Below are 20,128 nucleotides of genomic sequence, written 5' to 3'. Positions count from 1 at the left end.
CGGGCAAGCGCGAGGCGTTTGCGAAGGTACGCGCCGGTGACCCGGCGGAACCCGCCAGCCACATCACGACCGAAGGCGAACTCATCTGGCTTATGGACAAGGCGGCGGCGGGACAATAAGTGCCTGAGTGTCGTGTCTGTATGATACGGATGACGGTTCAATAAAAACGACGGGACACCCGGCAGCGGGATGCCCCGCAGGAGAGGAAGCAGCGCATGTCCACCCATAATACGGACCCCAGGGCAGAACTGAAGCGCAAGGCGGCGATCGAAGCTGCCGACATGGTCAGGGAAGGCATGGTGGTCGGGCTTGGCTCCGGCAGTACGTCGGCCTTCATGATCGAGGAACTGGGCCGCCGCTGGGCGGAGGGGCTGCGTTTTTCCGCCATTCCCACGTCCGAACGTTCGGCCGAGCAGGCGCGTTCGCATGGCATCAGGCTGGTGACGTTCGCAACCCACCCACAGATCGACATCGATATCGATGGCGCGGATGAGGTCGAGCGCGGGTCGCTCAACCTGATCAAGGGGCTGGGCGGTGCGCTGTTCCGTGAAAAGATCGTGGCGGCGGCGTCACGCAAATTCGTGGTCGTGGTGGATGACAGCAAGCTGGTTGACCGGCTGGGCGCGCGCGTGCCCGTGCCGGTCGAGGTCTCGACATTCGGCTGGACCTCCACCGCCCGGCAGATCGAGGCACTGGGCGCGCGCATCACCCAGCGGCTGGATCGCAGTGGCAACGTATTCGTGACCGATGGGGGGAACATGATCCTGGACTGTCATTTCGGCGAAATTGCCGATTCCGCGAAGTTGCAGGCCCAGCTTGCGCCGATCGTGGGCGTGATCGAGACGGGGCTGTTCATTGGCCGTACGTCCGAAGTGATCGTAGCGACCGCCGGTGGTCTGCAGAAGCTGGTTGCGGCATGACCGGGCCGGGCCTGCAGGATCAGGGCATCCGGCCGCTGGTTCTGGTCATCATGGGGGTGTCGGGCTGCGGCAAGACCACGCTGGCGGAAGGGCTGCACAACCTGCTTGGCTGGCCCTATCAGGAAGGTGACCTGCTGCATCCCCGCGCCAATGTGGAAAAGATGGCGGCGGGCATTCCCCTGACCGATGCGGACCGCCTGCCGTGGCTGCAGGAATGCCATAAATGGCTGCTGGACCGTATTGCGTCGGGGCAGGGGGGGATCCTGACCTGTTCGGCGCTGAAGCGCTCATACCGTGACCTGCTGCGCGCGGACGGGGCGGCGGACGTGGTGTTCGTCTATCTGCAGATTCCCGAGGATGTGCTGGCCGAACGCCTGCAGCGTCGACGCGGGCACTACATGCCGCCCAGCCTGCTGCCCAGTCAGCTTTCCACGCTGGAACCGCCCACGGCTGACGAACATCCGGTTGTCGTGCATCTGGAAGAAACCCCTGCCGACCTGATTGCCGAGACCATCGGTCTGCTGCGGCAGAGATTTCCCGAACGTACCCACGAAAGGGGCTGAATGACCGATACGGCACCTGCGGTCCTGTTTGTCTGCATGGGGAATATCTGTCGCTCGCCTTTGGCGGAGGCCGCGTTCCGCGCGGCCGCCCGTCAGGCCGGGCTGCAGGTTACGGTCGATTCGGCGGGGACGGGGGACTGGCATGCAGGCGCGCCACCCGACCGTCGTGCCTGCGCCGTTGCCCGCAGGCATGGTATCGACATCACCCATTACCGTGCCCGCGTGGTCACGGTAGACGATTTCGACCGTTTTACCCACATCATTGCCCTGGATCATGCGAACCTCAGGCACCTGCTGGACATGCAGCCGGCAGGCAGCCGGGCGCGGGTCTCGCTGCTGCTTGACCATGTGCCGGGGCGGACGGGCCATGCCGTGGCCGACCCGTATTATGGCGATGCCAGCGGGTTCGACACCACATGGCGTGATGTTGCGGCAGGGGCGGCAGCACTGGTGGACAGGCTGCGGCGCGACGGGTCGTGACGCGCCTTGCCCGGCATGGCGCGGCCCTTCTGGGCGCGGGGTTATGGAACTGGCACCCCCTGCCCGGCGGCGACGTGGCGCAGGTGCTGCTGGTCTATCTCAATGACGGGCGCAAGGTTGTCGTCAAGAATGGGCCTGACCCGGTGGCGGAAGCCGACATGCTGCGTGCCCTTGGGCTGACGGGTGCGCCGGTGCCTGACGTGCTGGCCGTGGATGAGGACGCGCTGGTGCTGCAGTATCTGCCTGCCGATGGCCGGTTGTCGCGCTGCTGGGGTGATCTGGCGCGTGTGATCGCCCTTGCGCACACCGGGCGTCCCGAGGGTGGCATGATGCGTTACGGCTGGTCAGGCGGGTATGCCGTTGGCGCGGTGAAGGTGTGCAATGACTGGACGGAAACATGGCCTGATTTCTGGGCGCAGCGCCGGATCGCTGTGCATCTGGACCATGTGCCCATCGACCTTGCCCGCCAGCTTGAAACCCTGCTGCGCCACCTGCCGGACCTACTGCCTGCGACGCCTGCGCCCTGCCTGCTGCATGGAGATCTATGGGGTGGCAACGTGCTGGTGTCAGGCCAGCATGTGACAGGGCTGATTGATCCGTGCTGCTATTATGGCCATGCCGAGGTGGATCTTGCCACGCTGGGTGTGTTCAACCAGCCGCCTGCGGGATTTTACACCCGTTACGGCGTGCCTGAGCGCGGGCATGAGGTCCGTTTTGCCATCTACCGCCTGTGGATCGCGCTGGTGCACCTGCGTCTGTTTGGTGTGACCTATCGGCCCATGGTGGCGCAGTACCTGAATGATGCCGGATTTTAATTAAAGACGTTTTTGGTGAAGCTTTTTTCAAAAAGCTTCAGGGAACGCCGCCTTTATTGAAAAAGACGGCACCCAAAAACTTTTCTCATTCATCAATCAGGCGGAGCGATAGCGCGCCAGCCAGTGGGCATAGGGGGCAGGTAGCACCCATGCCGCATCCTCGCGGCCCAGCGCGCGTGCCGCCGCGTATGGCCAGTGCGGGTTTTCAAGGAACGGGCGACCGATCATCGCCACGTCGATCTTTTCCCCGCGCACCAGTCCGTCAATGGCAGGGGCGGTGCCCAGGTACCAGCTTGTCGCCACCGGCAGGCCGGTTTCGCGCCGCACGCGCTGCGCGACCGGGGCCATGAAGGACGGCCCCCATGGAATCTTCGCCGTGGGCGTGGAAAAGCCGATGCTGACATCAAGGAAGTCCAGACCCGATTCGCGAAAGACCTTCGCAACGGCAATGGCCTCCTGCACAGTCTGTTCGTCATGGCCATCAAATTCGATTACGCCAAGACGGGCGCTCAGGGGTCGGTCTTCGGGCCAGACGGTGCGGACATCACGCAGGGTTTCCACCAGGAAGCGCGCGCGGTTTTCAAGGCTGCCGCCGTAACTGTCGTCACGCTGGTTGGAATGGGGGGACAGGAAGCTCTGCCCCAGATAGCCATGGGCGAAATGCAGCATGAGCCAGCCAAACCCCACGTCACGCGCACGCACGGCCGCGGCTACGAAATCCTGCCGCACGCGAATGATGTCCGCCATCGTCATGGCGCGTGGAACCTTGGGCAGGTTGGCGCCAAAGGCAATGGCGGAAGGGGATATGGTGTCCCATCCACGCGGGTCATCGGCGGCGATGTGGTCGTCGCCTTCCCACGGGCGGTTGGCGCTGGCCTTGCGGCCCGCATGGGCGATCTGGATGCCGGGCACGGCCCCGGCGTCGCGTATGGCGTGCACAAGCGGGCGGAAGGCTTCGGCCTGCGTGTCATTCCACAGGCCAAGGCAGCCGGGGGTTATCCGCCCTTCGGGCGAGACGGCGGTAGCTTCCACCACAACCAGTCCGCTGCCGCCACGGGCAAGGGCGGGATAATGCACGGTGTGCCAGTCATTCACCACGCCATCGTGCGCCATGTACTGGCACATGGGGGATACGGCGATTCGGTTGCGCAGGGTCACGCCCCTGAGTGTATAGGGGGTAAAGAGATCAGTCATGGCCGTTACTCCGTCAGACGGGAATCCGGTCACAGACTGGGCATGTCGGGGGCATGACGCAATGCGTAAGGGCATGCTGAAACGACAGGACAGGCTTCAGCAGGAACTGCCCCATGTAACAGATTTATATGGAAAATGGAGGCACCGAAGAATGGCGCGAGTGACGGGGCTCGAACCCGCGACCTCCGGCGTGACAGGCCGGCGCTCTAACCAACTGAGCTACACCCGCATCCGTTACTGCCCCGTGGGGCTGCAACCGTTCGGTGAAAGGGCAAATAACAGGCTGGCCCGGTCATGGCAACAGGGCAGGCGAAAAAAAACGCCATGACATTCATGTTCATGGCGTTTTGTGGGGGGTGAAGGCAGATCAGGCGGGGATTTCCACGCCATCAAGCGTCACGGCCACGCCATGCACGGTTGCGGCAACGCGCACGGCGGCCTGGATCTGTTCGGACGTGATGCCCGCTTCGCGCAGCTGGCGCTCGTGGCTTTCCATGCACAGGCCACACCCGTTGATGGCGGAGACCGCCATGGCCCATAGTTCAAAGTCCGCCTTGTCCACGCCGGGATTGGCAATGACGTTCATGCGCAGGCGTGCGGGCATCTTCTCATAATCCCCACCGACCAGGTGCACGAAGCGGTAATAGACATTGTTCATGCCCATGATGGCGGCTGCCGCCCGCGCGGCCTGCAGGGCCTCCGGTGACAGCTTGGGGCCATATTCCGCCACCAGCGCGTGTGTGACCGCCGGATTGCGTGATGCGATGGCGGAGGCGATGAACGTGCCGCCAAGCTGCTGGGGTGTCAGCACGAAGTCATTGGCAAGGGAGCCGAGATTCAGCTTCAGGTCCTTGGCGTAATCGGGCAGGGCGGCCTTGAGGGAGTCGATGGACATGGACGGGCTCCGTATAATGTCGTGGGGAAAAGGGTGATCACCACCTGTCCCGGTCCCTGCATGCGCGGCAGGGACCGGGACAGGCGGCGTGGACGCCCCGCATGGTGGCAGGGCGTCCGGTCATGCGGGATCAGGCCTTGATGAAGGCGTCGCCCTTTTTCCAGTTGCACGGGCACAGCTCGTCGCTCTGCAGGCCGTCAAGGATACGCAGGATTTCCTGCGGGTTGCGGCCAACCGACAGGTCATTGACGCTGACATGGCGGATGATGCCCTGCGGGTCCACGATGAAGGTGGCGCGCAGCGCGGCACCTGCCTGCTGGGCCATCACGCCGCAGCTTTCGATCAGCTCGCGCTTGATGTCCGACAGCATGGGGATTTCGAGGTTCTTCAGCTCGGCATGGTTCAGGCGCCAGTTCAGGTGCACGAACGCGCTGTCGATCGACACGCCATAAACCACCGCGTCACGGTCCTTGAACTCACCGGCCAGCTTGCCGAAAGCCACGATTTCGGTGGGGCAGACGAAGGTGAAGTCCAGCGGCCAGAAGAAGACGACCTTCCACTTGCCTTCGTTGGATTCGTCCGTGATCTGGACGAAATCGCCCTTCAGTCCTTCGGGACCGCCGGGAACGGCGCTCAGGTTAAAGGCGGGAAACTTGTCACCGACTGTCAGCATCAGGGTGATCTCCTGTTGGGGTTGTATATGGCCGGGACGGACACGCCGCCCCGCGGGCTGTATCTATGCCGGGGCGGATGCTATCACGCTATTGAATAATTTACATATGCATGATCGGAATGATCGATGCTTCCAATGCCTTCCGCGCAGCAGCTGCGCTATCTTGTCACCCTTGCCGAGCTGCGTCATTTCGGTCGGGCCGCCAGGGCATGCGCGGTGACGCAGTCCACGCTTTCCGCCGGGATACTGGCCCTTGAACGCCAGATGGATGTCAGGCTGCTTGACCGTGACGTGGGCAAGAAGGTCGTCTTCACCCCGCTGGGGGATAAGGTGGTCGTGCGCGCCCGCGCGGCGCTGGAGGCGTTGCAGGGCGTGCTGGACGTGGCCGTGGCGTCGCGTGAACCGATGAGCGGCCTGCTGCGTCTTGGTGTCATTCCCACCATCGGCCCCTTTGTCATGCCCGCGCTGGTCCGCAGGCTGCCCGAAGCCTATCCGCAGCTGCGCCTGTCCCTGAACGAGGACATGACCCATAACGTGATGGAAAAGCTGGCGGCAGGACGGCTGGACCTCGTGCTGCTGGCCATGCCGTGTGACTGCGCCGATAGCGAGACATTGCCCCTGTGGCGCGATCCCTTCCTGCTGGTCATGCCGCGCGGGCATGCGCTGGCGCGCCTGCCGGAGGTGCCGGTGCGCAGCATCGCGCATGAACGCATGATCCTGCTGGAGGACGGGCACTGCCTGCGTGAGCAGACGCTGGCGCTGTGCCGGCAGGCCCGAAGCTGGGGGCAGCCCGAAGACGAGGCCGAATGCACCGTCAGTTCCCTGTACACCATGGTGGAAATGGTCGCGGCGGGCATGGGCCTTGCGCTGCTGCCCCGGCTTGCGGTCGATTCCCCGCTGCTGGCGGGGCAGGACCTGGTGGTGCGTCCCGTGACCGGGGCGCAGGCATGGCGCACCATCGGGCTGGCCTGGCGGCCACGTTCGCCCCGCACTGCCGATTTCCAGACCATCGCCCCGTTTTTCGTGCCGGATTCGATCACGGATACGAATTTGGCGGGGAAATGACCCCAGAATCCGGCCCAAGAGTTGACTCTTGGCGCAGGCAAGGGTATTCGGGCGCCTCTTTGGCGGTCTTCCGCCGCTAATCGAGGGTCGGATCATGAAAATCAGAAACAGCCTGAAGTCGGCCAAGGTTCGGGACAAGGACTGCCGTGTGGTCCGTCGCCGTGGCAAGGTCTATGTCATCAACAAGAAGAACCCCCGCATGAAGGCCCGTCAGGGCTGATTGCCGGACGGCCTTGACCGTCAGGTTCTTCTTTGAACAGCCGCAAAGCTGCGCAGGCAGGTTTTTAAAGACCTGTTTTCGCGGCTTTTCGTGCGTACCCCTGATTTTTTTGACAACCCTGCTGGGCCATGGCCCAGAGGCCCGTGCCGCCCTGCCGTCACACGGGGTGGACCAGCACGCAGGCCCCGCTGCCGCAGGCATCCATGCCCATGACAGGGACAAGGCGGACGCTGAACCTTCGCTGGTGGATCTGGAAACTGAACTGGCGCATGCCGCCAACGTCCGTGGTGCGCGTGACCTGCTGGTCCGGATCGAACGGATACGGCAGAAGGATCTTGCCCCCACCACCAATCTGCTGCTCAAGCGCGCACAGGATGACCTTGACGCCCAGCGCCCGCTGGATGCGGTACAGGACATGGATGATGCCCTGCTGTTGCAACCGGATGAGGAGGTGCTGTGGCGTAACCGCGCACAGGCCCGTCTTGCCGCGGCGAACCCCGATGGCGCGGTTGCCGACCTTGGCGTGGCGCTGCACCATGATGGGCGCGACGTGACGGCGTGGAAAATCCTTGAAGAGACCGAAGAACAGCGTGGCGACTGGCAGGCTGCGTGGAAGGCGTGGCAGCACGTGCTGCAGCTTGATCCGACAACACCCGATGCCGATCATGAAACACAGCGTTTGCGCCTGAAAGCCTTCGGACAGCCGACCTGATCAAGGGATCAGGGTGGATGATACCGATGGCATCTGTCCGGGCGCGAGCGCCGCGGTGATGAATGCAGGCACGATCCATGCCTATGGCCCGACGGATGATAGCCATGATGGTTGTCGGGTTCAGGTAATCCCGACCGGCACTGTTATCAACGGGAGCAGGGAGCCGGTCGATGCCGGGCTGAAATCGGAATGTCCGGCCCCGGGTAGCCAGGTGAACGGTCCGGGGACACAGCTATCCAGCGAAAAATCTGCCTGAAATTCTGGTCTTTTCTGAAAATATCGTTTTCCACAAAGCCGTGGCCGGTGATGGAGCGGAGGCAACGCTCCATTACCAGCTTGCCGGCCATCAGGATGTGCGCGCTGTCGTCAACGCGCCTGACGATCGAGGTTCCTGATCATGTGGGCTACGTGTTCTCATGGACAGCAGGGCGCGGCATATGATGCGGGCCTGATCGGCCAGCCTGTCAGAGAAGAAGCCGTTGGATCAATACACCGATTCGCTGCATCGGTGCGATCCTGTCATGGCACGTGCGGTTGATCCCGTCACGCTTTGCCATGATCTTCATGCTTCCGGACAATGTTACCGTTATGGCGCGTCCATCGTTGGTCCTGGCTGGAGTGCATCCTTCCACTTCGGTGGAAAGATGCACGTCAGCGGGGACAGATGGATATCTAGCGATCTGTCAGGCGGAATTCGATGCGCCGGTTACGTGCCAGCGCATCGGGGGTCGTGCCATGGTTCAGTGGCTGGTAATCGGAAAAGCCGGTTGCGGCCAGATGGTGCGGGTCGATCCCTTCGGCAATCAGCAGCTTGACCACCGTAATAGCGCGGGCGGATGACAGTTCCCAGTTACTGGGGAACGCAGTGTGGATGGGCTGGCGGTCGGCATGGCCATCCACACGCAGGATCCACGGCACATCCGGCGGGATCTGTGCTGCGACCTGACGCAGGGTTTTGGCCAGAATCCTGATTTCCTGCACCCCTTCCGGCGACAGTTCGGCGCTGCCGACGGGGAACAGCACCTCGCTTTGGAATACGAAGCGGTCCCCGACAATCTGCACGCCCTTGTGGTCCTGCATCACGCTGCGCAGGCGACCAAAGAATTCGGAACGGTACTGCTGCAGTTGCTCGACCTTTTTCGCCAGCGCCACATTCAGTTGCATGCCCAGGTTGCTGATTTTCTGGTCGCGGTCATGCACTTCGTTTTCGGTGACTTCCAGCGCCTCGCTAATGGCGCCAAGCTGCGTACGAAGCTGCGCCACCTGGTCATCCAGCGCGGTGGCATGGGCCTGCGCACTGTCGCGTTCGCTGGTCTGCTGATTCAGCTGTGCGGTCAGTGATGTTGCGGTGGCCACGTCAGCGTCATGCGCCTTGTGCAGGCTGGCGACCTCGCCCTGTAGGGCGGTGGTATGGCTGCGTTCAAGGGACAGCATCTGCCCCAGCTTCGCCACCTCACGCTCAAGCTGGTCAAGGGCCTGCTGGCGCTTGTTCAGCGTGACGGACAGGAAGGCCTGCCCCAGCACGAACACAAGCAGCACGAATATGATGACCATAAGCAGTGTTGACAGTGCATCAACATAGCCGGGCCATGCATTCAGTTCGGAACGGATCGAGCGACGGGAACGACGCGCCATGGGATGAACCTCGGCCTTGGAATACGGTCAGGAAGCGGAGTGGTTCGTTCCGGGGGCGCTTGCGGCAATGGTGCGCGCAAGCAGGCGCAGGTCGTTGCGTATATCGGTTGCGATCTGCTCCCGTCCCGCCGCGGATTCCTGCACCAGCCGGGCCAGCAGGGATTCGATGCCCTGCAGGTGTTCTTCCCCCCGGCTGTCCGCCAGTTGCGCCAGACGGTCATTCAGCGCGGTCAGCAGGCGCTGTTCCTGCGCGCGGGTTTCCTCGCTGCGGGCCAGCAGCATCTGAAGTTTTTCCATGTTTTCGGCCGTGTGCTCCAGCAGCGCCTGCACATAGGCCGGAATGCTGGCGTTGTTGCCGCCGACCTGCAGGCCGCCCGCCGACAGGCGGGTGATGGTGGCCAGCCATTCTTCCAGTTCATTGAAAAAGCGCGTCTGCGCCTGTCCCGCCGTCAGGTCCAAAAACCCCAGCACCAGCGCGCCCGCCAGTCCGAACATGGAACCCGAAAACGCCGTGCCCATGCCGTGCAGCGGCCCCGCCAGCCCGGTCTTGAGCTGGTCGAACATGACGGTGGTGTCCCCGCTGCCTACCGACATGTTGCCGATCACGTCGGCAATGGAGCCAACCGTCAGCAGCAGGCCATAGAACGTGCCCAGCAGGCCAAGGAAGATCAGAAGCCCCGTCAGGTAACGCGACAGTTCGCGGCCTTCATCCAGGCGCGCGGACAGGCTGTCCAGCAGCGACTGCATGACCGGGGCCGACAGGGTCAGCCTGCGCCCCTTGTCATGGGTGGCCAGCATGGATGCCATGGGGGCCAGCAGGCGTGGCGGCGGCGGCGCGGTCAGCCCTTCACGCGGGTGACGCAGGATATTGACCCAGCGTACTTCCGGTATCAGCCGCAGGATCATGGAAATGTTCCACCCGATGCCCAGCAGCAGGATGCCGATGATCAGGCCGTCAAGGTAGGGATTGTTACAGAAGGCCTGATACAGGGTGGAGGAAAGCAGGGCTGCGACAACCCCGACAGCCAGAAGGAACAGCAGAACCCGTACAAGATAGGTCGTCGGTCGTGTCACGCAGTGGTTTCCTTAACGTGAAGGTGAGCCTGTAGAATTTGAGGCCACCACACCCGAACGGGTGACGTCAATACAATCCGCGCCCGCGCCATGGGCATTTTCATCCGGCAGGCCCACTGCCCGGACATAGATGCGCGTGGGGGCGATCCCCGCATGCAGCAGCACCGAACGCGCCGCAAGCCCGCGCGACAGCGCAACACGGCGGGGCGTGGACGGATCATCGGCGCGGCCTTCGCCGTAGGCGGTGATGCTGATGTGCTGGTCAGGCAGCTTCTGCATGACTGTGGCAAATGTTTGCAGCGCCGCGATCATGCGGGAATTCATGTCCGCCGCCTGCGTGGCGAAGTGCAGGCGCGTGCCGCCGGTAATCCGTTCCGCCCGCCCACGGGCCTGCGGGTCGGCCTTGACTTCGGGCGGCATGGGGAAGGGATGGGTCGGCACATGCAGTTCCGGCGGCCGCAGTACGGGATTGTCGGGTGGCTTTGTGGCAACCGGCGGCAGGGATGCAATGGCCGCGGGTGACGCAATGGCCGTGGCGGGTGCGTGGCTGCCGGGAATATCACCGCCCCCCCTGCTGGCGGTGCCGCTGCCTGCGCTGTTGTCCGGACCGGCTGTCGTGGTGCCGGAAGGGGAGGCGGACATGCTGCCGCCATCGGGCAGAATGGCCGGGCGTCGTGGCGTGCCCAGCGCGTCAAGCGCATTCCGGCTGGTCGTGACCTGTGCGTTTGCAGCCGTGCCGGATAAGGACAGGCCGGCTGCGGCAGCACCCAGCATGATCAGCCCATGCAGGGACCGGGGGTGGAAAAGGGGGGATATGTATCGCATCGTGCCCGGCAGGCTACCGGGCGACGGGCGGGGGTGCAATCGGCAAACCGATCCGCCGCCCGTCCGGCTGGCATCAGTCGATGCTGCTGGCCACCAGTTCGCGCAGCGGACCATGAAGCTGCGGGTTGCCCGCTACCGCATCAATGGATGCGCCAAGGTCGTTCAGGTCAATGCCATGGGGATCGGTGGCGTAGCCGCCTGCTTCGCGCACCAGCAGGATGCCGGCGGCGCAGTCCCACGGCTTGATGCCCATTTCCCAGTACCCGTCATAACGTCCTGCCGCGACCCATGCGAGGTCGAGGGCCGCCGCGCCGAATCGGCGGATACCGGCTACCTGCGGCATGAGCGCGCCCAGCGTGCGCGCAAAGGACAGGCGGTTGCGGGCCGATACTTTGGCGAACGGGATGCCGGTGGCGAACAGCGCCTCGTTCATTGAACGGCGGGCGGAAACACGCAGGCGGCGGTCATTGAGGAACGCGCCAACACCCTTTTCCGCCCAGAACATTTCATTGGCGGCGGGGTTGTATACCAGTCCGGCCACGATTTCGATCGTGCCATCGGGCAGGCGGCGCTGCAGGCCGATGGAAATGGCCCAGTGCGGGATGCCATGCAGGAAGTTGGTCGTGCCGTCCAGCGGGTCGACCACCCACCGCCACGTCCATCCCTCGTTTCCCGAAGCGCCGCTTTCTTCCATCAGGAAGGCATAGCCGGGACGCGCACGGGCCAGTTCTTCGCGGATGGCGGTTTCGGCCCGCAGGTCGGCCTGCGAAACGAAATCGCCAGGGCCCTTGATGCTGACCTGAAGCTGCTCGACTTCATTGAAGTCACGCAGAAGACGGCGTGCAGCCTTCTGGGCAGCGTTCTGCATCACCGTCATATGGGGAGAGAGTCGCATTGCCACGGTGATCGGTCCTGTCTGGTTCGTGCGGTGGAACGGAGGGTTGGGGGTGAAAAGACCGGCCCGGACCGGGGTGGGGACACCCCGGCGGCCGGTGGGGGATCAGGACTTGGCGCGCTCGACGTAGGTGCTGTCCTCGGTGCGGACCACGATGCGCTCACCCGCTTCGATGAAGGGGGGTACCATGGTCTTTACGCCGTTGGACAGGCGGGCGGGCTTGTAGGACGAGCTTGCGGTCTGGCCCTTCACCACGGGATCGGCCTCGACCACTTCCAGCGTGACCTGCGCGGGCAGGACGACGCCAACCGGGTCACCTTCGACAAGGTTCAGCACCAGCGTCATGTTGTCCTGCAGGAACGGGGCCTGGTCACCAAGCAGGTCCAGCGGCAGCAGCAGCTGTTCGAACGTCTCGGGGTCCATCAGCACGATGTTGTCGCCGTCCATGTAGGAGTAGGTGTATTCCTTCTCCTCGGTCATCAGGCGCTCAACGGTATCGGCTGTACGCCAGCGTTCGTTGGTTTTGTTGCCGGTCTTGAGGTCGCGCATCTCCACCTGGATGAAGGCGCCACCCTTGCCCGGGGTGATGATCTGCTGCTTCAGGACCGTCCAGCGACGGCCGTCGTGCTCAATAACCTGTCCGGCGCGGATCAGGTTTGCCTGCTGCTTCATGGTGGTCCCTGTCTGGTTGTGGGAAGTATGGCGGTTCGGCTTCTAGCGCCCCGCGCGCGGAAGGGCAAGGTTGCGGGCTGTCTTTTCGCCCGTGTTTTACCCGCGTTCGCGCGCCAGGCGGTGGATCGTGCCATCGGGCGCCGTCACGTGCAGGTATCCGTCCGGACCCGTCTGCAGGTAGTCGGGCGCGATCGGCACCTTGCCATGGCCACCGGGAATATCAAGCACATAGGTCGGCCATGCAATACCCGTCACCCGCCCGCGCAGGGCGGCCAGAAGGCGCTGTCCCTCGCGGATGGGCACGTGAAAGCGCGCGGTTCCGGGGGCGGGGTCAAGCTGATGCAGGTAATAGGGACGGATGCGGGCGGCCACCTGTGCGCGCAGCAGGGCCTCGAGTGCTTCGGGCGTGTCATTCACGCCGCGCAGCAGTACCGACTGGCCCAGCACGGGAATGGCGCGGACCTGCACGCGGCGGATGGCGGCGCGGGCGGCGGGTGTCAGTTCGCGGGCATGGTTGACATGCGCCACCAGCCACATGGACCGCGTGGTTTCAAGTGCCGCCGCCATGTCGTCATTCAGGCGGTCGGGATCGGCCACCGGCACGCGGGAATGGATGCGGATGGTGTGGATATGGTCCATCCCCTCCAGCGCCGTCATGATTGCGCGCATGCGGCGGGGCGAGAGCATGAGCGGGTCGCCCCCGGTCATCACGACTTCATGAATGTCCGTATGTGTCCGCAGCCAGTCCAGTGCGCGGGCCAGCGCCGCATCATCCAGCACGCCGCCGCCGGGGCCGACATGTTCACGCCGGAAGCAGAACCGGCAGTACAGCGGGCAGACCAGCAGCGGCTTGAGCAGCGCGCGGTCGGCATAGCGGTGCACGATTCCCGGCACGGGGGACAGGGCGTCATCACCAATCGGGTCGGGGTCTTCGGTCGGGTCCGTCCGGCATTCCGCCAGATCGGGTATGACCTGCCGCCCGATCGGGTCATCGGGGGTTTCGATCAGGTCGGCAAAGGCGGGGGGGATGGCGGTGGCGTACTGCCGGGCGACCTGTTCCAGCCCTGGCGCCTGTGCCGGGGTCACCAGTCCTGCATCCAGCAGGTCCGTGACAGAGCGCAGCGTGCGCATGGGGGGATTGACCGGAGGTGCCATGCCGGGGCTGTACTGCGCCCGCCCGCCCGCTGCAACCGGAGATCCTGCCCATGCCTGATTCTGTCGTCCCGCACCCCGATTCCGCCCGTATTGCCGACCGGCTGCCGTTCCTGCTGCGGCGTAATCTCGTGCTGCGGGGTGTTCGGGCATTTTTTGATGCGCGGGGATATGTGGAGGTTGAAACGCCCTATGCCGTGCCGACTCCGGGAGAGGAAGTCCATCTGAAGGTCTTCAGCACCGAACGTGCAGGCGCGGATGGCACGCGCCAGCCGCTATGGCTGCACACCAGCCCGGAATTCGCCATGAAGCGGATCGTGGCGGCCACCGGCCTGCCGGTGTATCAACTGGCCCGCGTCTGGCGGAATGCGGAGGGCAGCCGGTTGCACGCGCATGAATTCACCATGCTGGAATGGTATCGCCCCGCCGCCACGCTGGACGCGCTGATGGACGAGACGGAAACCCTGCTGCGTGGTGTCCTGCCGCCTGTTGTGCGGGCGGGCGGGGATAAAATTGGCATTGCCGCCCCCTTTGAACGGTTGCGTGTCGCTGATGCATTCCATCGCTATGCCGGCGTGGACATTCTGGCGACGCAGGGGGATGCCGCGGCCCTGGCCCGGGCCGCGGATTGTGACCTGCGGCGCGGCGAGACGTGGGAAGACCTGTTCTTCCGTCTGATGATGGCGCGGATCGAACCGCATATCGGCCGGATACGGCCCACCTTCCTGACGCACTGGCCCGCCAGTCAGGCGGCCCTGGCCCGTCGTGACCCGGCGGACCCCAGGGTCGCGCTGCGTTTTGAACTGTATGCGGGCGGGATCGAACTGGCCAATGCATTCGAGGAACTGACCGACAGTACCGAGCAGCGCCAGCGGTTCGAGGCCGATCGCGCGCGGCGTCGGGCGCTTTACCCCGGTGAAGCGGGACTGGACTGGCCGATGGATGAAGCCTTCCTGTCTGCACTCGATACCCTGCCGCCATGCGCGGGCATTGCCCTTGGCTTTGACCGGCTGGTGATGCTGGCGGCTGGTACCGGCCGGATCAGCGATGTGCAGTGGATGGGCGAAGGCTGAAGATTGGGAAACTGGCGAAGCTTTTTTCAAAATGCTTCACCGGATGCCGCCTTTCTTGAAAACAGGCGGCACCCAAAACTTCCACTGATTTTTCAATCGGTTTCAGCAGCTGCAATCGCCGCGTTCATGGCCTGCACGCCTGCTCCTGGCCCATCGGGATGGGCCCACACGGCACTGATGACCGACAGGAAATCCGCCCCCGCGCGCACTAGCGTGCCGCAATTATCGGGGGTGATGCCGCCAATGGCGACCACGGGCAGTTCGATCATGCTACTCCACCATGTCAGCAGGGCCGGGTCGGCGCGGACTTCGGTTTCCTTGGATGGGGAGGGAAAGAATGCGCCGAACGCCACGTAATCAGCCCCGGCTTCCCCCGCGCGCAGGGCCATGTCGCGGCTGTCGTAGCATGAGACGCCCAGTTGCAGTTCATCGCCCAGTATGCGTCGGGCCGTGACCACATCCGCATCTTCCATGCCCACATGCGCCCCGTCGCACCCGCAGGAGACGGCAAGGTCAGGCCGGTCGTTCATGATGAAGGCCACGTCACGCGCATGGGCCACGGGCTGCAGCACGTCCACCGCGCGGCGGATCGTGTCGTTATCCACGTTTTTCAGGCGCAGCTGCACGGCGGCAACCGGCCCGGCGTCCAGCGCTTCGGCCAGACGGGGGGCGAAGGCCGCCGGATCAAGGGATTCGGGGGTGATGAGGTAAAGCTGGCAATCGGTCATGTCGGACTGATCCTATGTCACCATCGGGATGGGGAACAGCCCCCGCATGCATCTGCGCCCGCCAGTATGTCCCTGGCGGAGGTCTAACAAAAATCGATCCGCAGACCATAGGGAAGTTCCTGGCAAAGATTTTTTCAAAAAGCTTGGAGGAGCACCGCATTTTTGGGAACTGGCGGCACCCGAGAACTTTTATCGTTCCCTATCAATCGGTTGTTATCGAATAATCCTCCTGTCATCGCGCAGGTAGCGCTCCAGCGCTTCCATGGCCCCGCGGGGCGGCAGGTCCAGCGCATCGGGGCGCTGGTCCATCACATGGCCACCCGTGACCCGCGCCAGAGATGCAAGGGCGTGGTGCTGTGCCGGGGCGACGTGCGCAATGACGTTGCGCAGCCCCGCGCGCAGGGCGGTGGCGGCATATCCTGCCGCCTGACCGCAATCCAGCACATTCGGCAGCGGGCAGCCGGCCACCAGTGCTGTCCACCATGCCACCCCCATGACGCATCCGGCACCGGGTGGGGAAACCACGGCACAGTTTGCGCGTAACGATGCCGTCACGGTCATGACCAGCCCCAGGTCGTGTGCGCAGGTAATGGTGACGAAAGGGCCGGGGAGCATAGAATGGTCATGTTTGTCGATCATGCTTGACGTTGAAACCGCACCGCGCGATCAGTTCAAGGGGAGGAACGAGGGAAAGGATGAACGTGTCGGATATTATCATGCCACCGGGGCAGGAAGTTGCCCCCGCCCCCGCTTCTCCGACTGATGGGAAGGATCCGGCGGATCGTCTTGAACTGGCCCTCAACCGTATTGCGTTTGCCCTTGATCGCCGTGCGGAACTGGCGTCCATCGCCGCGCCAGCAGCCGCCCCGGCCGTGGATGTGCAGGCGCTGGCGGCCAATATTGATGCCCTGATTGCCCGCGTGCGTGACGTACTGGGCGAAGACGAAGCTGACAGCGGGAAGGAATAACGGCCATGAGCCAGGTGACCGTGCGCATCAACGGCTTTTCCTATGCCGTGGGGTGCAAGGAAGGGCAGGAAAAGCACCTGCAGGCCATGGCGCAGGAAGTGGAGCGGCGGATCGACCGTATCCGCGAACTGGGCGGCCATAGCGGGGAGGGACGCCTGCTGGCGCTTGCGGCCCTGCTTATGGCTGATGAGATCCATGACCTGACGGCAGAAAAAATGTCTTCCGACACAGCCCACCAGCTGGCGAAGGGCCGTCAGGCGTGTCTCGAGAATGAACGCCGCCGCGAGCAGCTTGCGCATCTGGTCGAACGTGCGGAAAGCATTGCAGCCGCGATGGAAGAAGACTAGATTACAGGGGCGGGGCTGCCGGGTGCGTCAGGCATGATTCAACCCCTGGGCCGATAAGCACTTCCTAGGGAGCTGGCACTGTCGTGATCGTGGTCACGTTATCTGGCGCCCACCTGCGTCAGCAGGTCCGGGAGGGCTGATCCGACCAACGGCCATGGCGGCTCCGTATATGTTTTCATGACATCTCTTGATCCCGAGTCGTGGCCTGTCACACGCGCCAAACAGGCCCTGCGTCACCAGATGACGCGCAACCGGCAGGCTTTTGCAACCAGTCCCATCCGCGCCGGCGTGGAGGACGCCCTATGTCACCGCATGGTACGCGGCCTGCGTGGCATGAGCGGGGCGGGGGACTGTATCGCCCTTGTCTGGCCACTGCCGGGGGAAAGTGACCTGCGCCCGGTCATGCAGGCCCTGCATGCGGACGGGCTGTGCATAGCCCTGCCGGAAACGCCTCCGCGGGGCCAGCCACTGGTTTTTCGTCGCTGGCAGCCCGACTGCGCGTTGCAGTCGGGGCGTTATGGCACCTTTCATCCCGATGGTCCGCCCATGCAGCCCGATATCGTATGCGTGCCGCTGCTGGCGTTTGACCGGCGCGGCATGCGGCTGGGTTATGGCGGAGGATATTATGACCGCACGCTGGCGCGCCTGCCGCGTGCGCGGGCGGTAGGGTTTGGCCTGTCCTTTCAGGAAGTGACATGTATTCCGACCGGCCTGTATGATGTGGCATTGCCCGCGATCGTGACCGAACGTGAATGGATCCGGTGTCGTGGCGACGGGCGTACACGGTAAAAAAGGCTGTTTTCTTGAGAATACTGTTTCTGGGTGACATTGTCGGGCGCGTGGGGCGCGAGGCCGTTATTTCCCGCCTGCCGACCCTGCGGCGCGACCTTGCACTCGATCTTGTGGTGGTGAACGGGGAAAATGCCAGCCATGGTTTCGGCCTGTCGCCCGCCATCGGGCGCGACCTGCTGGAAGCGGGGGCTGATGTCATTACACTGGGGAACCATAGCTGGGACCGTCGCGACCTGATCGGCCATATCGGCAGCGAACCCCGCATCATCCGCCCCGCCAACTATCCGCCCGGCACGCCGGGGCAGGGCAGTGTGGTCGTGGAACTGGTGGATGGCCGCAAGGCGCTGGTTGTCAGCATCATGGGCCGACAGTTCATGGATGCGATGGATGACCCTTTCCGCTCCGTTACAGATATCCTGTCGCGTCACCGGCTGGGTGTGACCATGCATGCCGCCGTGGTGGATGTTCATGCCGAAGCCACGAGTGAGAAATGGGCCATGGGCCATTTCCTTGATGGACGGGTGTCGCTGGTGATCGGAACCCATACCCATACGCCCACGGCGGACCATCGTATCCTGTCTGGAGGCACCGCGTTCCAGACCGATGCAGGCATGTGTGGCGATTATGACAGCGTGATCGGCATGGGCAAGGAGGCGGCCATTGCGCGCTTCGTGCGCAAGATGCCTGGTGACCGCCTGCAACCTGCTGAAGGCGATGCCAGCATCGCGGGCATGATGGTCGAAACCGATGATGCCACCGGCCTTGCCCGCCGCATGGCCCCGGTGCGGCAGGGTGGCCATCTGGCACCAACACTGCCGGATTTCTGATCTGTTGACCGGGCGCATGCAGGGTCAGCCGGTAATCGGGGGTGGTATCGGGATTTGATGGCCCGGTACCATCCGGGGGTGTATACATTTAAACAGGTTGTGATAACTTAAATATTAAATAAAATAATTACTTATATAAGTGAAATTTAAAATTAATTAAAAATAGACTAGGTAGCATTGTGGTGCATGATACCATATATAGTTCTGAAAAAATTCTCCTGAAAACGGCCTGCGGGTTCTCAAACGACAGTCTGGTCATAACATTTACCGGATATATGGATCAGTTTTTACCTGAATCGGAAGGATTTGGGGAATTCTTTTTCGCAAAAAATGGCATTGATGCCATTCACGTCATATCCAAGAGTAATGAGTGGTATCAATACGGAGAAATGAAAGATATTATAAATATAATATTAAAATACAAATCTTCTTATAGGAATGTATTTGCATACGGGATCAGCATGGGAGCCTATGCAGCCATACGATATGGGAATGTCCTGGACGCAATCGTTATTGCCATGTCCCCGCAATATTCTATCAATCCATCCGTCATGCCTGGGGAGACGAGATGGTTGCGGGAAGCCCACAGAATATTTTTTACAGAAGAGGAAAGCGTAATAAAAAATCCTCACAAGACTATAGTATTCTATGACCCGCTTCAATATTCTGATGCCCGGCACGTCGATAGGATAGCAAAAGACATAGATATATGTCGTGTTCCTATTCCATATTCTGGTCATTTCGTGGCGGCTTATTTATCTGATATCGGAATTATTTCAAAAACGTTACTTGATATTATAAATTTTAAATTCAACATTAACGAATTTATGGAAGAAATACATTCTATAGAAAAACCAGCCAGATATTATAGCGAAATTTCCCATTCCATTATGAAGGTCGATCCGTATACAGCCCTTTCGTTTGCTCAGAAAGCACTCGAGATGACACGGGATGATTCATCATATCTATATCATCTGTCGACACTCTACAGGAGGATTGGAGATCTAAGAAATGCTGAATATTTCATAAAGAAAGCAATTGAGTGTTCAGGTTCAGGCCTTCATTACAAGAGATATCTTTCTCTGATCCTTATCGACGAAGGACGATTTGATGAATGCCGGGAACTGGTAAAAACGATGATTGGTATAAATGGTCAGGAAGGTGAGTATTACTACTTGATGGCACTATGTCATGCATATGAAGGGAATATCTCTGCCGCGATTGAAAACGGGAAGAAATCTGTTTCTCTGAATCCGAAATATAAAAGATATAAAAATACATTAGATAAATTAATCCGGGCAAGCGGCAACAGGTTCTTTTTTTTTAAATATATGGCGGTTGTAAAACTGAAAAGATCTCGATTCATACGTTCTGTTATGAATGGTTTTTTTCACATAAACAAATATACAAGGATCTATAAGCTGTTTTGTCATGCCAGAGGCCAAAGCTTTCCAAAATTGCCCTCTATTACCCGGACAATGCATTCCAATCGTCCGGCCGCTTAGAGCCCGATCCGAAAGTTTTTCAAGCTTGACAATGCCTTGCTGTCCGTCGTGTGAGCATGCGGATCGAGGCGATCAATGTCCATGCGGTTGAGGACGCA

The 20,128-nt window shown here is 61.9% G+C and carries 24 protein-coding genes, 1 tRNA gene, 1 other RNA gene and 1 pseudogene; 15 read left to right on the top strand and 12 right to left on the bottom strand.

The annotated features are described in order from the left end of the window. From CFR80_RS19890 to CFR80_RS12775, 5 genes and pseudogenes are all read left to right on the top strand, one after another. A pseudogene (locus CFR80_RS19890) lies at positions 1-119 on the top strand (6-phosphogluconolactonase); the annotation flags it as partial. Between the two features lie 96 nt (positions 120-215). Further along, positions 216-920: a ribose-5-phosphate isomerase RpiA gene (gene rpiA / locus CFR80_RS12790; protein ID WP_010516105.1), complete on the top strand. Its 705-nt coding sequence runs from the start codon at positions 216-218 to the stop codon at positions 918-920. Continuing rightward, positions 917-1,483 carry a gluconokinase gene (locus tag CFR80_RS12785; RefSeq protein WP_010516104.1) on the top strand — a complete coding sequence of 189 codons (567 nt, stop codon included), beginning with the start codon at positions 917-919 and terminating at the stop codon, positions 1,481-1,483. Before rpiA ends, CFR80_RS12785 begins: the two co-directional genes overlap by 4 nt. Further along, on the top strand, positions 1,484-1,963 hold the full coding sequence (locus tag CFR80_RS12780; protein WP_110507490.1) for a low molecular weight protein-tyrosine-phosphatase: 480 nt from the start codon (positions 1,484-1,486) through the stop codon (positions 1,961-1,963). It begins immediately after the preceding gene. Further along, positions 1,960-2,778, top strand: coding sequence for a fructosamine kinase family protein (locus tag CFR80_RS12775; RefSeq protein WP_010516102.1), 819 nt, complete (start codon positions 1,960-1,962; stop codon positions 2,776-2,778). Before CFR80_RS12780 ends, CFR80_RS12775 begins: the two co-directional genes overlap by 4 nt. 96 nt (positions 2,779-2,874) lie before the next feature. Here CFR80_RS12775 and CFR80_RS12770 read toward each other — a convergent pair whose 3' ends face one another. From CFR80_RS12770 to CFR80_RS12755, 4 genes are all read right to left on the bottom strand, one after another. Continuing rightward, the gene (locus tag CFR80_RS12770; RefSeq protein WP_010516101.1) at positions 2,875-3,972 is read right to left on the bottom strand and encodes an NADH:flavin oxidoreductase/NADH oxidase; all 1,098 of its coding nucleotides are present in this window, start codon (positions 3,970-3,972) and stop codon (positions 2,875-2,877) included. A gap of 152 nt (positions 3,973-4,124) precedes the next feature. Then, positions 4,125-4,201: transfer RNA gene (locus CFR80_RS12765), tRNA-Asp, on the bottom strand. 138 nt (positions 4,202-4,339) lie between these two features. Further along, on the bottom strand, positions 4,340-4,867 hold the full coding sequence (locus CFR80_RS12760) for a carboxymuconolactone decarboxylase family protein (protein WP_110507489.1): 528 nt from the start codon (positions 4,865-4,867) through the stop codon (positions 4,340-4,342). Between the two features lie 130 nt (positions 4,868-4,997). Continuing rightward, a complete protein-coding gene (locus tag CFR80_RS12755; protein ID WP_010516099.1) occupies positions 4,998-5,540 on the bottom strand; it encodes a peroxiredoxin in 543 nt (180 codons plus the stop codon). Positions 5,541-5,666: 126 nt separating this feature from the next. Between CFR80_RS12755 and CFR80_RS12750 the strand changes: the two genes are divergently transcribed. From CFR80_RS12750 to CFR80_RS12740, 3 genes are all read left to right on the top strand, one after another. Further along, positions 5,667-6,605, top strand: coding sequence for a hydrogen peroxide-inducible genes activator (locus CFR80_RS12750; RefSeq protein WP_029329710.1), 939 nt, complete (start codon positions 5,667-5,669; stop codon positions 6,603-6,605). 94 nt (positions 6,606-6,699) lie between these two features. Then, positions 6,700-6,825, top strand: coding sequence for a type B 50S ribosomal protein L36 (ykgO, locus tag CFR80_RS12745; protein WP_003617324.1), 126 nt, complete (start codon positions 6,700-6,702; stop codon positions 6,823-6,825). A 109-nt stretch (positions 6,826-6,934) separates the two neighbouring features. Continuing rightward, positions 6,935-7,537, top strand: a complete 603-nt coding sequence (locus CFR80_RS12740) for a tetratricopeptide repeat protein (protein ID WP_232275936.1) — start codon at positions 6,935-6,937, stop codon at positions 7,535-7,537. Positions 7,538-8,209: 672 nt separating this feature from the next. Here the strand turns inward: CFR80_RS12740 and CFR80_RS12730 are convergent. The 6 genes from CFR80_RS12730 to CFR80_RS12705 all read right to left on the bottom strand — a co-directional run bounded on the left by CFR80_RS12730 (position 8,210) and on the right by CFR80_RS12705 (position 13,793). Next, entirely contained in the window at positions 8,210-9,172 is a 963-nt protein-coding gene (locus CFR80_RS12730) for a peptidoglycan -binding protein (RefSeq protein WP_110507488.1), read from the bottom strand. Positions 9,173-9,199: 27 nt separating this feature from the next. Continuing rightward, a complete protein-coding gene (locus tag CFR80_RS12725) occupies positions 9,200-10,246 on the bottom strand; it encodes a hypothetical protein (RefSeq protein ID WP_010516095.1) in 1,047 nt (348 codons plus the stop codon). Positions 10,247-10,258: 12 nt separating this feature from the next. Then, a complete protein-coding gene (locus tag CFR80_RS12720) occupies positions 10,259-11,110 on the bottom strand; it encodes an OmpA family protein (protein WP_232275933.1) in 852 nt (283 codons plus the stop codon). 34 nt (positions 11,111-11,144) lie between these two features. Further along, the gene (locus CFR80_RS12715; protein WP_029329708.1) at positions 11,145-11,966 is read right to left on the bottom strand and encodes an inositol monophosphatase family protein; all 822 of its coding nucleotides are present in this window, start codon (positions 11,964-11,966) and stop codon (positions 11,145-11,147) included. Between the two features lie 105 nt (positions 11,967-12,071). Beyond that, a complete protein-coding gene (efp, locus tag CFR80_RS12710) occupies positions 12,072-12,638 on the bottom strand; it encodes an elongation factor P (RefSeq protein ID WP_010516092.1) in 567 nt (188 codons plus the stop codon). 96 nt (positions 12,639-12,734) lie between these two features. After that, complete coding sequence (locus tag CFR80_RS12705) at positions 12,735-13,793, bottom strand: lysine-2,3-aminomutase-like protein (protein WP_010516091.1); 1,059 nt, start codon at positions 13,791-13,793, stop codon at positions 12,735-12,737. Positions 13,794-13,843: 50 nt separating this feature from the next. Between CFR80_RS12705 and epmA the strand changes: the two genes are divergently transcribed. After that, a complete protein-coding gene (epmA, locus tag CFR80_RS12700) occupies positions 13,844-14,863 on the top strand; it encodes an EF-P lysine aminoacylase EpmA (RefSeq protein ID WP_110507487.1) in 1,020 nt (339 codons plus the stop codon). 92 nt (positions 14,864-14,955) lie between these two features. Here the strand turns inward: epmA and thiE are convergent, their stop codons facing one another. Together thiE and CFR80_RS12685 are read right to left on the bottom strand one after the other, a co-directional pair. Further along, complete coding sequence (gene thiE / locus CFR80_RS12695) at positions 14,956-15,591, bottom strand: thiamine phosphate synthase (protein ID WP_010516089.1); 636 nt, start codon at positions 15,589-15,591, stop codon at positions 14,956-14,958. A gap of 213 nt (positions 15,592-15,804) precedes the next feature. Next, positions 15,805-16,230, bottom strand: coding sequence for a hypothetical protein (locus CFR80_RS12685; RefSeq protein ID WP_010516088.1), 426 nt, complete (start codon positions 16,228-16,230; stop codon positions 15,805-15,807). Between the two features lie 56 nt (positions 16,231-16,286). Here CFR80_RS12685 and CFR80_RS12680 point away from each other — a divergent pair, with 56 nt between their 5' ends. From CFR80_RS12680 to CFR80_RS18935, 6 genes are all read left to right on the top strand, one after another. Next, positions 16,287-16,559 (top strand): hypothetical protein, encoded by a 273-nt coding sequence (locus CFR80_RS12680; RefSeq protein WP_010516087.1) that lies wholly within the window; start codon positions 16,287-16,289, stop codon positions 16,557-16,559. Positions 16,560-16,564: 5 nt separating this feature from the next. Beyond that, entirely contained in the window at positions 16,565-16,906 is a 342-nt protein-coding gene (locus tag CFR80_RS12675; RefSeq protein WP_010516086.1) for a cell division protein ZapA, read from the top strand. A 9-nt stretch (positions 16,907-16,915) separates the two neighbouring features. Continuing rightward, positions 16,916-17,074, top strand: a non-coding RNA gene (gene ssrS / locus CFR80_RS12670) — 6S RNA. Positions 17,075-17,083: 9 nt separating this feature from the next. Next, a complete protein-coding gene (locus CFR80_RS12665) occupies positions 17,084-17,695 on the top strand; it encodes a 5-formyltetrahydrofolate cyclo-ligase (protein ID WP_010516085.1) in 612 nt (203 codons plus the stop codon). A gap of 14 nt (positions 17,696-17,709) precedes the next feature. Continuing rightward, positions 17,710-18,525 (top strand): TIGR00282 family metallophosphoesterase, encoded by an 816-nt coding sequence (locus tag CFR80_RS12660; RefSeq protein WP_010516084.1) that lies wholly within the window; start codon positions 17,710-17,712, stop codon positions 18,523-18,525. A 182-nt stretch (positions 18,526-18,707) separates the two neighbouring features. Then, the gene (locus CFR80_RS18935) at positions 18,708-20,030 is read left to right on the top strand and encodes a tetratricopeptide repeat protein (protein ID WP_146221648.1); all 1,323 of its coding nucleotides are present in this window, start codon (positions 18,708-18,710) and stop codon (positions 20,028-20,030) included. Positions 20,031-20,128: the final 98 nt, after the last annotated feature.

This window comes from Komagataeibacter oboediens (assembly GCF_003207815.1).
Classification (GTDB): Bacteria; Pseudomonadota; Alphaproteobacteria; order Acetobacterales; family Acetobacteraceae; genus Komagataeibacter; species Komagataeibacter oboediens.
This window is presented reverse-complemented; position numbering and strand designations above follow the sequence as displayed.

What these genes read in the sequence shown, in the direction of transcription:
- rpiA (WP_010516105.1), top strand. Translation starts at nt 216, where the DNA reads ATGTCCACCCATAATACGGACCCCAGGGCAGAACTGAAGCGCAAGGCG.
- CFR80_RS12785 (WP_010516104.1), top strand. Translation starts at nt 917, where the DNA reads ATGACCGGGCCGGGCCTGCAGGATCAGGGCATCCGGCCGCTGGTTCTG.
- CFR80_RS12780 (WP_110507490.1), top strand. Translation starts at nt 1,484, where the DNA reads ATGACCGATACGGCACCTGCGGTCCTGTTTGTCTGCATGGGGAATATC.
- CFR80_RS12770 (WP_010516101.1), bottom strand. Translation starts at nt 3,972, where the DNA reads ATGACTGATCTCTTTACCCCCTATACACTCAGGGGCGTGACCCTGCGC.
- CFR80_RS12760 (WP_110507489.1), bottom strand. Translation starts at nt 4,867, where the DNA reads ATGTCCATCGACTCCCTCAAGGCCGCCCTGCCCGATTACGCCAAGGAC.
- CFR80_RS12755 (WP_010516099.1), bottom strand. Translation starts at nt 5,540, where the DNA reads ATGCTGACAGTCGGTGACAAGTTTCCCGCCTTTAACCTGAGCGCCGTT.
- CFR80_RS12750 (WP_029329710.1), top strand. Translation starts at nt 5,667, where the DNA reads ATGCTTCCAATGCCTTCCGCGCAGCAGCTGCGCTATCTTGTCACCCTT.
- ykgO (WP_003617324.1), top strand. Translation starts at nt 6,700, where the DNA reads ATGAAAATCAGAAACAGCCTGAAGTCGGCCAAGGTTCGGGACAAGGAC.
- CFR80_RS12730 (WP_110507488.1), bottom strand. Translation starts at nt 9,172, where the DNA reads ATGGCGCGTCGTTCCCGTCGCTCGATCCGTTCCGAACTGAATGCATGG.
- CFR80_RS12715 (WP_029329708.1), bottom strand. Translation starts at nt 11,966, where the DNA reads ATGCGACTCTCTCCCCATATGACGGTGATGCAGAACGCTGCCCAGAAG.
- efp (WP_010516092.1), bottom strand. Translation starts at nt 12,638, where the DNA reads ATGAAGCAGCAGGCAAACCTGATCCGCGCCGGACAGGTTATTGAGCAC.
- CFR80_RS12705 (WP_010516091.1), bottom strand. Translation starts at nt 13,793, where the DNA reads ATGGCACCTCCGGTCAATCCCCCCATGCGCACGCTGCGCTCTGTCACG.
- epmA (WP_110507487.1), top strand. Translation starts at nt 13,844, where the DNA reads ATGCCTGATTCTGTCGTCCCGCACCCCGATTCCGCCCGTATTGCCGAC.
- thiE (WP_010516089.1), bottom strand. Translation starts at nt 15,591, where the DNA reads ATGACCGATTGCCAGCTTTACCTCATCACCCCCGAATCCCTTGATCCG.
- CFR80_RS12685 (WP_010516088.1), bottom strand. Translation starts at nt 16,230, where the DNA reads ATGATCGACAAACATGACCATTCTATGCTCCCCGGCCCTTTCGTCACC.
- CFR80_RS12680 (WP_010516087.1), top strand. Translation starts at nt 16,287, where the DNA reads ATGAACGTGTCGGATATTATCATGCCACCGGGGCAGGAAGTTGCCCCC.
- CFR80_RS12675 (WP_010516086.1), top strand. Translation starts at nt 16,565, where the DNA reads ATGAGCCAGGTGACCGTGCGCATCAACGGCTTTTCCTATGCCGTGGGG.
- CFR80_RS12665 (WP_010516085.1), top strand. Translation starts at nt 17,084, where the DNA reads ATGACATCTCTTGATCCCGAGTCGTGGCCTGTCACACGCGCCAAACAG.